The organism is Streptomyces sp. NPDC048001 (assembly GCF_043203115.1).
GTDB lineage: Bacteria > Actinomycetota > Actinomycetes > Streptomycetales > Streptomycetaceae > Streptomyces > Streptomyces sanyensis.
In genome coordinates this window covers 71,970-85,717 of record NZ_JBIDBN010000004.1, presented here as the reverse complement: position 1 = coordinate 85,717, position 13,748 = coordinate 71,970, and the positions used below count along the sequence as shown (strand labels likewise).

The following is a 13,748-nucleotide window of genomic DNA, read 5'->3' as shown; positions in this document are numbered from 1 at the left end:
CGAAATGGCCGTGTTGCGGGGTGATGTCGGAATTTTCGAGGGCCTTGGTCCGTACCGAGTGCCGTCCCGGGGAGGGGAACTGGCCCGGAACATGGCAGGCTTGGCACATGGCCGTTCAGATCAATCCCAGTATCCTCTCCGCCGACTTCTCGCGCCTGGCGGAGGAGGCGAAGGCGGTCGACGGGGCCGACTGGCTGCACGTCGATGTGATGGACAACCACTTCGTGCCCAACCTGACGCTGGGCGTCCCGGTCGTCGAGTCGCTCGCCCGCGCGACGGACACGCCGCTGGACTGCCATCTGATGATCGAGAACCCCGACCGCTGGGCGCCCCAGTACGTGGAGGCGGGCGCCGGGTCGGTCACCTTCCACGCCGAGGCGGCCGCCGCCCCCGTGCGCCTCGCCCGCGAGATCCGCGCCAAGGGCGCCCGCGCCTCCATGGCCCTGAAGCCCGCCACACCGATCGAGCCCTACGAGGACCTGCTGCCCGAGCTCGACATGCTGCTGGTCATGACGGTTGAACCCGGCTTCGGCGGGCAGGCGTTCCTCGACATCATGCTGCCCAAGATCCGCCGCACCCGCGAGCTGATCTCCAAGCACGGCCTGAAGCTGTGGCTCCAGGTGGACGGCGGGGTGTCGGCCTCCACGATCGAGCAGTGCGCCGAGGCGGGCGCCGACGTCTTCGTCGCGGGCTCCGCGGTCTACGACACCGACGACCCGGCCGCCGCCGTGAGCATGCTGCGCCGCCAGGCCGCCGAGGTGACCGCGAGCGCCCCCTGGGCGTGCGCCCACTGAGCGGTACGGCGGACGGGCGGCGGGTGTTCAGCGGATGTTGGCCCGGCAGGACCGATCAAGGACCGGCGGATCTGACAGGATGGCGGATCCGGGGAGTGTGTACGTGTGTACGGCAGTGAGGAGATCGCGGTGACTTCTAGGCCGGCGGGACGGTCCGCCCTGCGGATGGGGCCCGCTGAGCTTGTGCAGGCGGCGGCGATGGCCCGCCGCTTCTACCTGGAGGGCAAGTCCAAGATCCAGATCGCGGAGGAGTTCGGGGTCAGCCGGTTCAAGGTCGCCCGGGTCCTGGAGACGGCGCTCGAACGCGACCTGGTGCGGATCGAGATCAGGGTCCCCGCCGAACTCGACGCCGACCGCTCGGACGCCCTGCGCGCCCGCTTCGGACTGCGCCACGCGGTGGTCGTCGAGTCGCCCGCCGAGGTGGACGAGTCCCCCGATCCCGAGAACCTCGGAGAGGTGGCCGCCGACCTCCTGGGCGAGCTGGTCAGCGAGGGGGACGTGCTGGGCCTGGCCTGGGGCCGGTCGACCATCCACATGGCGGCCGCGCTGGACCGGCTCCCGCCGTGCACGGTCGTCCAGCTCACCGGCGTCTACGACGCGGGCACCGCGGAGCGGGGCTCGGTCGAGGCCGTCCGCCGCGCCGCCCAGGTCTCCGGCGGCGAGGCGCACCCGATCTACGCCCCGATGCTGCTGCCGGATCCGGCCACGGCCGCCGCCCTGCGCCACCAGACGGGCATCGCGCGGGCCTTCGAGTACTTCGACAAGGTGACCGTCGCCTGTGTGTCCATCGGCTCCTGGGAGCCGGGCATCTCGACGGTGCACGACATGCTCTCCGCGGAGGAGCGGGCGCACTACGCCTCGCTGGGGGTGGCCGCGGAGATGTCCGCCCACCTCTTCGACTCAGAGGGGCGGCGCGTCGGGCGGGACCTCGGCGAACGGTGCATCACCGTCGAGGCGGACCGCCTGCGGCGCATCCCGGAGGTGGTGGCCATCGCCGGAGGGCAGCGCAAGGCCGAGGCCATCGGGGCGGTGCTCCGCTCCGGCCTGGTCACCAGCCTGGTCACGGACACGGCCGCGGCCGACCTGCTGCTGTCCGCCGAGCCCGGGCCGCGCCCCGCCCTGGAGCGCGCCGACCCCGACGGCTGAGAGCGCCCGGGCGACCCGGCCCAGGGCCGGGCACCGGGCCGCCCGGCCCTGTGCGATCATCCGAGGGCACCCCCTGCGACCTGGAGGATTGGTCCGGATCGCCGGGGGGTAGGGCCATGGGAGACTGAAGTACGTGCGTTTTCCTCCGGCTGTGCCAGTCGGGGGGCCAACACCGATCGACTGGGATGTTCTGCACGTGCGTTTCCTCAATGACCAGAAGCCGCCGTACGACCTGACGTACGACGATGTGTTCATGGTGCCGAGCCGTTCGGCCGTGGGTTCCCGGCAGGGCGTGGACCTCGCCTCCCCCGACGGCACCGGTACGACCGTCCCGCTGGTCGTGGCCAATATGACGGCCATCGCCGGCCGGCGCATGGCCGAGACCGTCGCCCGGCGCGGCGGCCTCGTCGTCATCCCCCAGGACATCCCGATCGAGGTCGTCGCCGACGTCGTCTCCTGGGTCAAGACGCGCCACCTCGTCCTCGACACCCCGATCGAGCTCGCCCCGCACCAGACCGTCGCCGACGCCCTCTCGCTGCTGCCCAAGCGCGCCCACGGCGCCGGGGTGGTCGTCGACGACGGCCGTCGGCCGGTCGGCATCGTCACCGACCACGACCTGGCCGGGGTGGACCGCTTCACCCAGCTCTCCGAGGTCATGTCCACGGACCTGCTGCTGATCCAGGCGGACATCGACCCCCGCGAGGCCTTCAACAGGCTCGACTCCGCGAACCGGCGCTACGCCCCCGCCGTGGACGGCGAGGGGCGGCTCGCGGGTGTGCTCACCCGCAAGGGCGCGCTGCGCGCGACGCTCTACACCCCGGCCGTCGACGCCCGGGGCCGTCTGCGGGTCGCGGCCGCCGTCGGCATCAACGGGGACGTGGCGGGCAAGGCCAAGCAGCTCCTCGACGCGGGCGTGGACACCCTCGTCGTGGACACCGCCCACGGGCACCAGGAGTCGATGATCAGCGCGATCCGGGCCGTCCGGGCGCTGGACCCGCAGGTGCCGATCGCCGCCGGGAACATCGTGGCCGCCGAGGGCGTGCGCGACCTGATCGAGGCGGGCGCGGACATCGTCAAGGTCGGCGTCGGGCCCGGTGCGATGTGCACCACCCGCATGATGACCGGCGTCGGCCGCCCCCAGTTCTCCGCGGTGCTGGAGTGCGCCGCGGAGGCGAGGAAGTACGGCAAGCACGTGTGGGCGGACGGCGGGGTGCGCCACCCCAGGGACGTCGCCATGGCCCTGGCCGCCGGTGCCTCCAACGTGATGGTCGGCTCCTGGTTCGCCGGGACCCACGAGTCCCCGGGCGACCTCCAGCAGGCCGCCGACGGGCGTCTGTACAAGGAGTCCTTCGGCATGGCCTCGGCGCGGGCGGTGCGCAACCGCACCAGCGAGGAGTCCGCCTACGACCGCGCCCGCAAGGCCCTGTTCGAGGAGGGCATCTCGCACTCGCGGATGTTCCTCGACCCCGCCCGGCCGGGCGTGGAGGACCTGATCGACTCGATCATCGCCGGTGTGCGCTCCTCCTGCACCTACGCCGGTGCGGGCTCCCTGGAGGAGTTCGCCGAGCGGGCCGTGGTGGGCGTCCAGAGCGCCGCGGGCTACGCCGAGGGCAAGGCCCTGCACGCCAGCTGGAGCTGATGCGGGGACCGTCGCGCGGGCCCCGCTCCGACCCCGTCCGGGGCCGGAGCGGGGCCCGTTCGCGCAGTGCCGTCCGGCCGCCCGCGGAGATTGCCAGGCATGGGAGCCGGGGACCGGGGTAGGCGCGCTTTCGCACCGACATCGGACCAGGGGAGGATGAAGTGTCCACGGCGAGCACGGTCCCGACCGCAGGTACGTCGACGCAGACGCAGCGCCCGCACACCGCGGAGCGCCTCGATCTGCCGTACGTGGCCGACCCGGGGGAGGTTGCACCGCAGGACGCCCGTGAGATTTCCAGGGTCTTCTTCGAGCGGCTCACCTCCCTGGAGGAGGGCACGCACGAGTACCAGTACGTGCGCAACACGCTGATCGAACTGAACCTGGCCCTCGTCAAGTACGCGGCCGGCCGCTTCCGCAACCGGTCCGAGCAGATGGAGGACATCGTCCAGGTCGGCACGATCGGCCTGATCAAGGCGATCGACCGCTTCGAGCTCAGCCGCGAGGTGGAGTTCGCGACCTTCGCCGTGCCGTACATCGTGGGCGAGATCAAGCGCTTCTTCCGGGACACCAGCTGGGCGGTCCATGTGCCCCGGCGGCTCCAGGAGCTGCGGATCGACCTGGCCAAGGCCGTGGACGAGCTCTCGCAGAAGCTGGACCACACCCCGACCACCTCGGAACTCGCCGAGCACCTCGGGCTCGACGAGGAGGAGGTGATCGAGGGCATCGTCGCGAGCAACGGCTACACGGCCGGCTCCATCGACATGCCCGTGGACGACGCCTCCGACCACGCGGCCGTGCCGCTCTCCGACCGGCTGGGCGCTCCCGACGCCGACCTGGAGATCGCGGAGAACGTCCAGGCGCTCAAGCCGCTCCTGGAGGAACTCGACGAACGGGACCGGCGCATCCTGCGGATGCGCTTCGGCGAGGAGCTGACGCAGTCCGAGATCGGCGCCGCCCTCGGCGTCTCCCAGATGCACGTGTCCCGTCTGCTGGCCCGCATCACCCGGAGGCTGCGCGAGGGCCTGCTGGCGGTGGAGTGAGGCAGACGCGGGCCGTCGGCCGGGTGGCGCCACCCGGCCCCGCACACCACGTCCCCCACGGTGGGAACGGCGTCCCGGCTCCCGGGGCGCCGTTCCGCTGTACGGGCGCGGAGGAAGGCCGCGGGCGGGCGCGGGCCGCCACCGGGTACGGGGGCGGGCCGAGCGGCCGTCAGCGGGCCCCGGAGGCGGGCCGCGCCCAGGAGGCCAGCACGCTCTTGCCGCAGGGCCCCGGCCGCACCTCGACGGTCTGGGCCAGGCTGCGCACCATGTGCCAGCCGAAGCCGCCCCCGCCGCTCAGGTCCGGCTCCCGGGCGACCGGGGGCAGGGGCGAGCAGTCGTCCACGGACACCACCAGCGCCTCCGGCCCGGCCGTCAGCCCCAGCCGCCACCAGCCCGCGGCGGTGTGGCGGACGGCGTTGGCGACCAGCTCCGAGACGACCAGCAGCACGGCGTCCGCGTCCGCCCAGGGGCAGCTGCGGGCGAGGAACTCGGCGGCCACCATGCGGGCGTCGCCACCGCAGGCGGTGGCCTCTCCCGGGGTGAGGCGTGGCGATTCCTCGATCACCACGTGCTGCTGTGCATTCATCGTCCCGTCGCCTACCCCGGCGCCGCCGGTTCATCCCCGTTCGCGCGCCGCTTTGTGCGGCGCAACGCATACCCGCATCCGGCGGAAGCGCGCAATGATCGTCCGCGGATGAGCAATAATGGTGCATTCCGGCCGTGACCTGCGTACTCGTAGGCTCAGGCCTCGTACCAGGCGTGGCGGTGACCGTCAGCTCGGCGGTCCTGTCCCCCCGCGAGGGCGTGTTCACCACGCCCTCGCGGCGACCGCCGTGGGTCCCTCCCGCCGACCCGCAGCGATCAAGGAGCCCCCGCGTGCTGGACCACGGCGCAGCGCCGACCGCCACGAAGACCCCGCCCCGCCCGCCCGGCGGACTCGGCACCCGGCTGATGCGGCGCAAGCCCGTGGAGGACCTGGTGGCCGAGGGCGGGCAGGGCGAGGGCGGCAGCCTTCGCCGATCGCTCTCCATGTGGCAGCTGACCATGATCAGTATCGGAGCCACCCTGGGCACCGGCATCTTCGTGGTGCTCGGCGAGGCCACCCCGCTGGCCGGCCCGGCCGTCGCGGTCTCCTTCGTCCTCGCCGGGCTGACCGCGCTCTTCTCGGCCCTGTCGTACGCCGAACTCGCCGGCTCCATCCCCGTGTCCGGCTCCTCCTACTCGTACTCCTACGCGACCATGGGCGAGCTCGTCGCCTGGATCTGCGGCTGGTGCCTGATCCTGGAGTACGGAGTGTCGGTCGCCGCCGTGGCCGTCGGCTGGGGCGAGTACCTCGACGAACTCCTGCACGGCACCCTCGGCGTCACCATCCCGGACGCGGTCGCCGCCCCGCTCGGGGAGGGCGGCGTCGTCAACCTCCCCGCGCTGGTCGTGGTGCTCCTGGCGATGGTCTTCCTGATGGGCGGAGCCAAGGAGAGCGCCCGCGTCAACGCGGCCATGGTCGTGGTGAAGATCATCACGCTGCTGCTCTTCTGCGGCATCGGCTTCCTCGGCATCAAGGCGGGCAACTACACCCCCCTGGCCCCGCTCGGCATCACCGGGATCAGCGCGGCGGCGGCCACCCTGTTCTTCTCCTACATCGGCTTCGACGCCGCCTCCACCGCCGGCGAGGAGGCCGCCGACCCCAAGCGCGACCTGCCCCGGGCCATCATGCTCTCGCTGCTGATCGTCACGGTGCTCTACTGCCTGGTCGCGCTCGTCGCCGTGGGCGCCATGCCCTGGCAGGACTTCGAGGGCTCCGAGGCCGCCCTGGCGCGGATCATGGAGGACGTCACCGGGCACAGCGTGTGGAGCACCGTCCTGGCGGCCGGTGCGGTGGTCGCCATCGCCAGCGTGGTCTTCGCGGTGCTCTTCGGCCAGACCCGCATCCTGTTCGCCATGTCCCGCGACGGCCTGGTGCCCAAGGTCTTCGCCCGGGTGAACCCCCGTACCGGTGCCCCGCGAGCCAACACGGTGATCGTCTCGCTCTTCTGCGGCGTGCTCGCCGCCACCGTCCCGCTCGGCGAGCTGGCCAACGCCACCAGCATCGGCACCCTCTTCGCCTTCGCGCTCGTCAACGTCGCCGTGGTCATCCTGCGCTACACCCGCCCGGACATGCCCCGCACCTTCCGGGTGATGCTCTTCCCGCTCACCCCGGTGCTCGGCTTCGGCTTCTGCGCCTGGATGATGCTGAGCCTCCCCGGCGCCACCTGGGCGGTGTTCGCGCTCTGGATGATCGCCGGGCTCGTGTTCTACTTCCTGTACGGCCTCCGCCGCTCCCGACTCGCCTCCGCAGAGAAGTGACCCACCCGCAGTGCGACTGAACGATCTCGACGAACGCATCGTCCACGCCCTCGCCGAGGACGCCCGCCGCAGCTACGCCGACATCGGGCAGGCGGTCGGCCTCTCCGCCCCCGCCGTCAAGCGGAGGGTGGACCGGCTGAGGGCGGAGGGTGCCATCACCGGGTTCACGGTGCGCGTCGACCCCGCCGCGCTCGGCTGGGAGACCGAGGGCTTCGTCGAGATCTTCTGCCGCCACAACACCTCCCCGAACGACATCAGGCGGGGCCTGGAGCGGTACCCGGAGGTGGTGTCCGCGTCCACCGTGACCGGTGACGCGGACGCCGTGGTGCAGGTCTTCGCCTCCGACATGCGCCACTTCGAGCGCGTGCTGGAGCGGATCGCCGGCGAACCCTTCGTGGAGCGCACCAAGTCCGTCCTGGTCCTCTCGCCGCTGCTGCGCCGCTTCTCCTCCGGGTCGCCCGCGTAGGTCCCGGGTCGCCCGGACGGGCCCGGCCGCCGGACGGGCCCGTCCGGGCGCCGTGGCAGCGGCCCAGGAGGGCGTCCGGTGGCGCCCGGGGGAGAGGGGGGCTGCGGAGACGGCTGGGGCGCAACGAATCACCGCCGTGGCCGGAAACCACGCAACGGATCGCCCGGAAGCGCGCAACGCTGGCGCCTTGTCCGCGCAGAACCCCGGACCGTACCGTCGTAGACGTCTCCCGTACACCTCCCGCCCCGTCCGAGGTCACCCATGCCGCCGTTGCGCACCGCCCTGCTCCAGAGTTCCGGTAGGCCCGGTGACGTCGCCGCGAACCTGAAGGTGCTGGACGAGGCCGCCGCGCGCGCCGCCGAGGCCGGCGCCGGACTGCTGGTCTGCCCCGAGCTGTTCCTCACCGGCTACGCGATCGGCGACGCGGTCCCCCGGCTCGCGGAACCGGCCGACGGGCCCGGTGCGGCCGCCGTCGCGGAGATCGCGGTGCGCCACGGCCTCGCCGTCCACTACGGGTACCCCGAGCGCTCGGGCGAGCTGGTCCACAACTCCGCCCAGCTGATCGGCCCCGACGGCACCCGCCTGGCCAACTACCGCAAGACCCACCTCTTCGGCTGCTTCGAGCAGGAGCACTTCACCCCCGGCGACCGGCCGGTCGTCCAGGCCGAGCTGGACGGCGTCCGCATCGGGCTGCTCATCTGCTACGACGTGGAGTTCCCCGAGAACGTGCGGGCCCACGCGCTGGCCGGCACGGACCTGCTGCTGGTGCCCACCGCGCAGATGCACCCCTTCCAGTTCGTCGCCGAGTCCATGATCCCGGTACGGGCCTTCGAGAACCAGATGTACCTCGCCTACGTCAACCGCACCGGTCCGGAGGGCGAGTTCGAGTTCGTCGGCCTCAGCTCGCTGGCCGGCCCCGACGGCACCGTGCGCGCCCGCGCCGGGCGGGGCGAGGAACTCGTCGTCGGCGAGGTGGACCCCGAGTTCCTCGCGGCCTCCCGCCGTGCCAACCCCTACCTCCTCGACCGCAGGCCCGGCCTGTACGGCTCGCTCACCTGACCCGCCCCGGACCCGCCCGCACCCGGTCCGCCCCGGCCGGACGCCGACCGCCCCACCGCTTCACCCCCGCGCAAGGAGCCCCTACCCCATGACGTCCACGGTGCCCACCACCGCCGTCCCGCACAGCGACGCCTCCCCGGCCGCCGGCCAGGGGCAGCCCCTGCCGCCGATCACCATGTTCGGTCCGGACTTCCCGTACGCCTACGACGACTTCCTCGCCCACCCGGCCGGTCTCGGGCAGATCCCCGCCACCGAGCACGGCAGCGAGGTCGCGGTCATCGGCGGCGGCCTCTCCGGCATCATCACCGCCTACGAGCTGATGAAGATGGGCCTGCGGCCCGTCGTCTACGAGGCCGACCGCATCGGCGGCCGCCTGCGGACCGTCGGCTTCGAGGGGACCGGCGCCGAGGGGCTCACCGCCGAGATGGGCGCGATGCGCTTCCCGCCGTCCTCCACCGCGCTGCAGCACTACATCGACCTGGTGGGCCTGACGACCCGCCCCTTCCCCAACCCCCTCGCCCCGGACACCCCCTCCACCGTGGTGGACCTCAAGGGCGAGTCCCACTACGCGGAGACCATCGACGACCTCCCCCAGGTGTACCGCGACGTGATGGACGCGTGGAACGCCTGCCTGGAGGAGGGCGCGGACTTCTCCGACATGAACCGGGCCATGCGCGAGCGCGACGTGCCCCGCATCCGCGAGATCTGGGCCCGCCTCGTGGAGAAGCTGGACAACCAGACCTTCTACGGCTTCCTGTGCGCATCGGAGTCCTTCACGTCCTTCCGGCACCGCGAGATCTTCGGACAGGTCGGCTTCGGCACCGGCGGCTGGGACACCGACTTCCCCAACTCCATCCTGGAGATCCTGCGCGTCGTCTACACCGAGGCGGACGACCACCACCGCGGCATCGTCGAGGGCAGCCAGCAGCTTCCGCTGCGCCTGTGGGAGCGCGAGCCGGGGAAGACCGTGCACTGGCCCGCGGGCACCTCGCTCTCCTCGCTGCACGGCGGCGACCCCCGTCCGGCCGTCACCAGGCTCGACCGCACGGCCGGCAACCGGATCACCGTCACGGACGCCTCCGGCGACATCCGCACCTACCGCGCCGCCGTGTTCACCGCGCAGTCCTGGATGCTGCTCTCCAAGATCGCGTGCGACGACTCGCTCTTCCCCATCGACCACTGGACGGCGATGGAGCGCACCCACTACATGGAGTCCTCCAAGCTGTTCGTGCCGGTCGACCGGCCCTTCTGGCTCGACAAGGACCCGGCCACCGGGCGCGACACCATGTCGATGACGCTGACCGACCGGATGACACGCGGCACCTACCTGCTCGACGACGGGCCGGACCGCCCCGCCGTGATCTGCCTCTCGTACACCTGGTGCGACGACAGCCTGAAGTGGCTGCCGCTGTCCGCGGGGGAGCGGATGGAGGTCATGCTGAAGTCGCTCGGCGAGATCTACCCGGACGTCGACATCCGCAGCCATGTGATCGGCAACCCGGTCACCGTCTCCTGGGAGAACGAGCCCTACTTCATGGGCGCGTTCAAGGCGAACCTGCCGGGCCACTACCGCTACCAGCGGCGGCTGTTCACCCACTTCATGCAGGACCGGCTCCCGGAGGACAAGCGCGGCATCTTCCTCGCCGGGGACGACATCTCCTGGACGGCCGGCTGGGCCGAGGGCGCCGTGCAGACGGCGCTGAACGCCGTGTGGGGCGTGATGCGCCAGTTCGGCGGGGCCACCGACCCCACCAACCCCGGCCCGGGCGACCTGTACGACGAGATCGCACCGGTGGAACTGCCGGAGGACTGACCACCTCCCCTCCCCGCGGCGGCGGACCCCTGTACGGGCGGTCCGCCGCCGCGGTCCGCTCCCGGGGCCGCGGGCACCGGGACCGGCGCACCTCAGCGCCAGGGGGTCAGCAGACAGCGGCCGACCAGGCCCACCCCCGAGTCCAGCCGGTCGGTGAACTCGTCGGCCAGCTCGGGCAGTTCCCGCAGCTCCCAGAGCAGCCGCGCCGCCGACCAGGCCGCCTGCCGCGCCCGCTCCAGCGACCAGGTGCCCACGAGATGGGTGAGCGGGTCGGCGATCTGGAGCAGGTCGGGGCCGGGCATCAGCTCCTCGCGTACCCGCTCCTCCAGCAGCACCAGCACCTCGCCCACCCGCTCGAACTCGTCCTCCAGCTCGGCCGGACGGCAACCGAGCACCCGGCAGGTCTCCACCACCGCCAGCGGCAGGTCGTGCCCGATGTGCGCGTTGATGCCCGCGAGCGCGAACTGCACCGGGCGTACTCCGGGGTGGCGCCGGAACTGGAACAGCGGCCGCCAGCACGCGGGCGGCCGCAGGCCCTCGGAGGCGGCCTCCACCACGTCGAGATAGTGCTCGGCGAAGACCACCCCCAGGGCGCCGGCCGCCCGCCGGTCGGGGAACCATCCGTCGGCCACCCGGCGCGCGAGCTCCTCGGTGACCGTCAGATAGACGCCGTTGAACACCGCCAGGCCGTCCGGCGCGGACCACCGGGCGTGCAGCGCCCGCATCCGCCGTGCCACCGTGTCCACCTGCGGGCCGGTACCGGACCGTCCCGGGCCCTCCTGCGCGGTCCTCCGTGGGAGCTGCTCCGTCTGCGCCATGCAAGGCAGCGTTCCAGGCCCGGGGTCCTTCCCGCGGTGCCGGGCCGCGGCTTCCCCGGAACGGGGGACCTCCGCTCGGACGCGCCCGCGCGGAAGCGGGCGGGGCCCCGGACCGCCCGGCGGCGCGGAGGGCGGTTCCCCGCCTGCCTGCCGTGCCGCGGATCACCCGGCGGGTAGGCTCACGGGGCGTCAGCCGCCGCGTGCCGCACCGCGGTTGCGCGCCCGCACCCCCGCCCCCGGACGCGCAGGAGCCGCAGGTGTTCCCGAGCCGAGCAGTGCGCACCTCCGTCGCCGCCGCGGCCGCCTGGGCCGCCCTCCTGGGTCCCGCCGCCCAGGCAGCCGCGCCGCCCGCCCGGACGGCCCCGCCCGCCGCCGCCCTCCCCGCCCCCGGGGAGGCGGCAGGCTCCCCGGGGGACGGCCCTGCGCACCACGGGGACGGCCCTGCGCACCACGGGGACGGCGCCGGGCGGGACGGCGCCGAGCACCGCGCCGCGGCACCCCGGGTGCGGTCCCTGCCCGCCCCCGAAGGAGCCGAGAACGGCCGGGTCCCGGGCCCCGTCGGGCAGGGCGGCGCTCCCACGACCGCCCCGCGGCCCACCGCCGGGGGCACGGCCTGCACCCTCGACGCGGTCTCCGCCCTCGGCCCCGAGCCGTGGGCGGACTTCCTCACCGACCCCGCCGTGCTCGCCGGAGGCTGCCTGCGCGGCCTGCTGTGGACCTGGGACGACCGCCTCGCCCCGCTGACGGGCGCCGCCCATGTGCAGGCCGCCTCCCGCCGCGCCGAGGCCCTGTCACCGGGGCACGACGGCCGCGGGGGCTCGCACCTGGAGGAGCTCTTCACCTACCTCCACGCCGTCGCGCACCACGCCTCCTCACGCCCCGGGGCGGCCTTCGGCGACCCGCCCGCCCTGGAGGCCGTGCGGCGCGCCGTGGCCGCCTTCGCCGCCGCTCCCCGCAGCTTCGACGCCACCGGGTCCAACGCCCGCACCCTGCGCGAGGCCCTGTACACCGCAGGTGCCCCGGGACTGCGCCACCATCAGCTCCCGCTGGTCCGGCGGGTGCTGGGGACGGCGGGTCCGGACCGGGCCGGCACCCGCCCCGACCCCGCCTGGGCCGGGGCCGTGCGCGCCGGGCTCACCGTCAACCACCTGGGCCTGTCACCGGGCGACGGCGACGGCGCCTTCCGCGCGGCCGCGGCCTCGGACCCCGGATACCGCGCCGCCTTCAGGGAGTTCGCCGGACACACCCACCTCAGGGGCACGGCCGGGGAGGGGCTGGTGCGCGAGGCCCTGGCCGAGTACGGCCGCTTCAGCGCGGTCGGGGCGCTGAGGGAGTCCGTCGCCGCCGACCTCGGCGCCCTGCTGGAGCCCGTGCGCACCGACTGGGGCGAGGGCAGCGGGCCCTGGGCCTCGCTCGCGGCCTGGCTCATCCGTCTCGACGCCTGCCGCCCCCACGGGGTGTGCCGGGAGGACATCGAGCGGCGGTTGTTCCCCCGCACGGACCGCTACGACAACGGCGCCCTGGTGGTCCGCACCGCGCTGCCGCGGACCCTGGTCGACCGGCTCTACTACGCGGCCAAGCAGGTCTCCGCGCAGTTCCACCGGGTGCTCGGGACGAGCGAACCGCTCGCGGACGACCCGGGTCGGGTGCTGACGGTGGTGCTGTACGCCTCCCGGTCCGAGTACGAGGTCCACCACCCGCTGCTCACCGGGCTGGGCAGCGCCAACGGCGGCATCTACATCGAGCGCGGTGCCACCCTCTACACCTACCAGCGGCGCGTGCCGCAGGACTCCTCGCTCACCCTGGAGGAGCTGTTCCGCCACGAGTACACCCACTACCTGAACGGGCGCTACGCGATCCCGGGCCTCTTCGGCGAAGGCCCCTGGTACCGGGCGGACCGCACCACGGCCGTCGACGAGGGCACCGCCGAGTTCTTCGCGGGCTCCACCCGCGACGACGGCGTCGCCGTGCGCCGCTCCCTGGTGCGCGACATCGCCGCCGACACCGCGAGCCGCCCCCGGATGACCGTCGCGCAGATCCTCGACGCCACCTACGCGGGGGACGGCTTCCGCTTCTACGGCTACGCGGGCACCCTGTTCTCCTACCTGTGGAGCACCCGCCCCGCCCTGCTGGGCGAGATGTACGCGCACCTGAGGGCGGGCGACGTGGCGGCCTTCGACGGCTGGCGGCGGCGGGCGGGCGCGGACGCGGACCTCCAGCGCGGCTACGACCGCTTCCTGGACGAGCAGATCGCCGCGGTGGAGGGGCTGTTCGTCCCGGACACCTCCCATGCGCCCGTGGACCGGCTGCGGTACGGATCCGCGGCGGAGGTGCGCGCGGCCTTCTCCGAGGCCACCCGCAGCGCCGCCGACTGCGCCTCCAACGGGGACCCCGGCCGTCCGCGCTTCGTCTGCACCGGACGGATCACCGCCGACCTCTCGCAGCCCCGCAGCCCCGACCGGGTCCTCAGGGACATGGCGGAGGCGGTGGACGCCTCCCTCCTCGACCGGGCGCGCCCCGCGGCGGACAACCTGGCCGACATGAACTGCTCCTTCGGCCCGGTGGGCGTCCGGGCCGACCGCGCCGCGGGGACCTCCGCGTTCCGCTGCGAGGGCCCGCTGCGCGGCTGA

Annotated in this window: 11 protein-coding genes; 9 read left to right on the top strand and 2 right to left on the bottom strand. The window is 73.6% G+C overall.

What is annotated here, in order from left to right:
• Positions 1-107 precede the first annotated feature (107 nt).
• The 4 genes from rpe to ACGF15_RS08910 all read left to right on the top strand — a co-directional run bounded on the left by rpe (position 108) and on the right by ACGF15_RS08910 (position 4,619).
• Positions 108-794, top strand: a complete 687-nt coding sequence (gene rpe, locus ACGF15_RS08925; protein WP_345615383.1) for a ribulose-phosphate 3-epimerase — start codon at positions 108-110, stop codon at positions 792-794.
• Between the two features lie 105 nt (positions 795-899).
• A complete protein-coding gene (locus tag ACGF15_RS08920; RefSeq protein WP_345615384.1) occupies positions 900-1,940 on the top strand; it encodes a sugar-binding domain-containing protein in 1,041 nt (346 codons plus the stop codon).
• 190 nt (positions 1,941-2,130) lie between these two features.
• Positions 2,131-3,579, top strand: a complete 1,449-nt coding sequence (locus ACGF15_RS08915) for a GuaB1 family IMP dehydrogenase-related protein (protein WP_376427985.1) — start codon at positions 2,131-2,133, stop codon at positions 3,577-3,579.
• A 161-nt stretch (positions 3,580-3,740) separates the two neighbouring features.
• A complete protein-coding gene (locus ACGF15_RS08910) occupies positions 3,741-4,619 on the top strand; it encodes an RNA polymerase sigma factor SigF (RefSeq protein ID WP_345615385.1) in 879 nt (292 codons plus the stop codon).
• Between the two features lie 169 nt (positions 4,620-4,788).
• On the opposite strand, the gene ACGF15_RS08905 is transcribed toward ACGF15_RS08910, so the two are convergent.
• The gene (locus tag ACGF15_RS08905) at positions 4,789-5,205 is read right to left on the bottom strand and encodes an ATP-binding protein (RefSeq protein ID WP_362740227.1); all 417 of its coding nucleotides are present in this window, start codon (positions 5,203-5,205) and stop codon (positions 4,789-4,791) included.
• Between the two features lie 290 nt (positions 5,206-5,495).
• On the opposite strand from ACGF15_RS08905, the gene ACGF15_RS08900 reads away from it, so the two are divergent.
• The 4 genes from ACGF15_RS08900 (at position 5,496) to ACGF15_RS08885 (ending at position 10,300) form a co-directional block, all read left to right on the top strand.
• On the top strand, positions 5,496-6,962 hold the full coding sequence (locus ACGF15_RS08900; RefSeq protein ID WP_392797427.1) for an amino acid permease: 1,467 nt from the start codon (positions 5,496-5,498) through the stop codon (positions 6,960-6,962).
• Between the two features lie 10 nt (positions 6,963-6,972).
• The gene (locus ACGF15_RS08895) at positions 6,973-7,428 is read left to right on the top strand and encodes an Lrp/AsnC family transcriptional regulator (RefSeq protein ID WP_345615388.1); all 456 of its coding nucleotides are present in this window, start codon (positions 6,973-6,975) and stop codon (positions 7,426-7,428) included.
• Positions 7,429-7,689: 261 nt separating this feature from the next.
• Positions 7,690-8,487, top strand: coding sequence for a carbon-nitrogen hydrolase family protein (locus ACGF15_RS08890; RefSeq protein ID WP_345615389.1), 798 nt, complete (start codon positions 7,690-7,692; stop codon positions 8,485-8,487).
• A gap of 88 nt (positions 8,488-8,575) precedes the next feature.
• Positions 8,576-10,300, top strand: coding sequence for an NAD(P)/FAD-dependent oxidoreductase (locus ACGF15_RS08885; protein WP_345615390.1), 1,725 nt, complete (start codon positions 8,576-8,578; stop codon positions 10,298-10,300).
• Between the two features lie 92 nt (positions 10,301-10,392).
• Here ACGF15_RS08885 and ACGF15_RS08880 read toward each other — a convergent pair whose 3' ends face one another.
• Positions 10,393-11,118, bottom strand: coding sequence for a DUF5995 family protein (locus ACGF15_RS08880; protein ID WP_345615391.1), 726 nt, complete (start codon positions 11,116-11,118; stop codon positions 10,393-10,395).
• A gap of 257 nt (positions 11,119-11,375) precedes the next feature.
• Between ACGF15_RS08880 and ACGF15_RS08875 the strand changes: the two genes are divergently transcribed.
• A complete protein-coding gene (locus ACGF15_RS08875) occupies positions 11,376-13,748 on the top strand; it encodes a collagenase (RefSeq protein WP_392797423.1) in 2,373 nt (790 codons plus the stop codon).

Excerpts from the sequence above, each read along its gene's own strand:
- rpe (WP_345615383.1), top strand. The coding sequence starts at position 108 with ATGGCCGTTCAGATCAATCCCAGTATCCTCTCCGCCGACTTCTCGCGC.
- ACGF15_RS08905 (WP_362740227.1), bottom strand. The coding sequence starts at position 5,205 with ATGAATGCACAGCAGCACGTGGTGATCGAGGAATCGCCACGCCTCACC.
- ACGF15_RS08890 (WP_345615389.1), top strand. The coding sequence starts at position 7,690 with ATGCCGCCGTTGCGCACCGCCCTGCTCCAGAGTTCCGGTAGGCCCGGT.
- ACGF15_RS08885 (WP_345615390.1), top strand. The coding sequence starts at position 8,576 with ATGACGTCCACGGTGCCCACCACCGCCGTCCCGCACAGCGACGCCTCC.
- ACGF15_RS08880 (WP_345615391.1), bottom strand. The coding sequence starts at position 11,118 with ATGGCGCAGACGGAGCAGCTCCCACGGAGGACCGCGCAGGAGGGCCCG.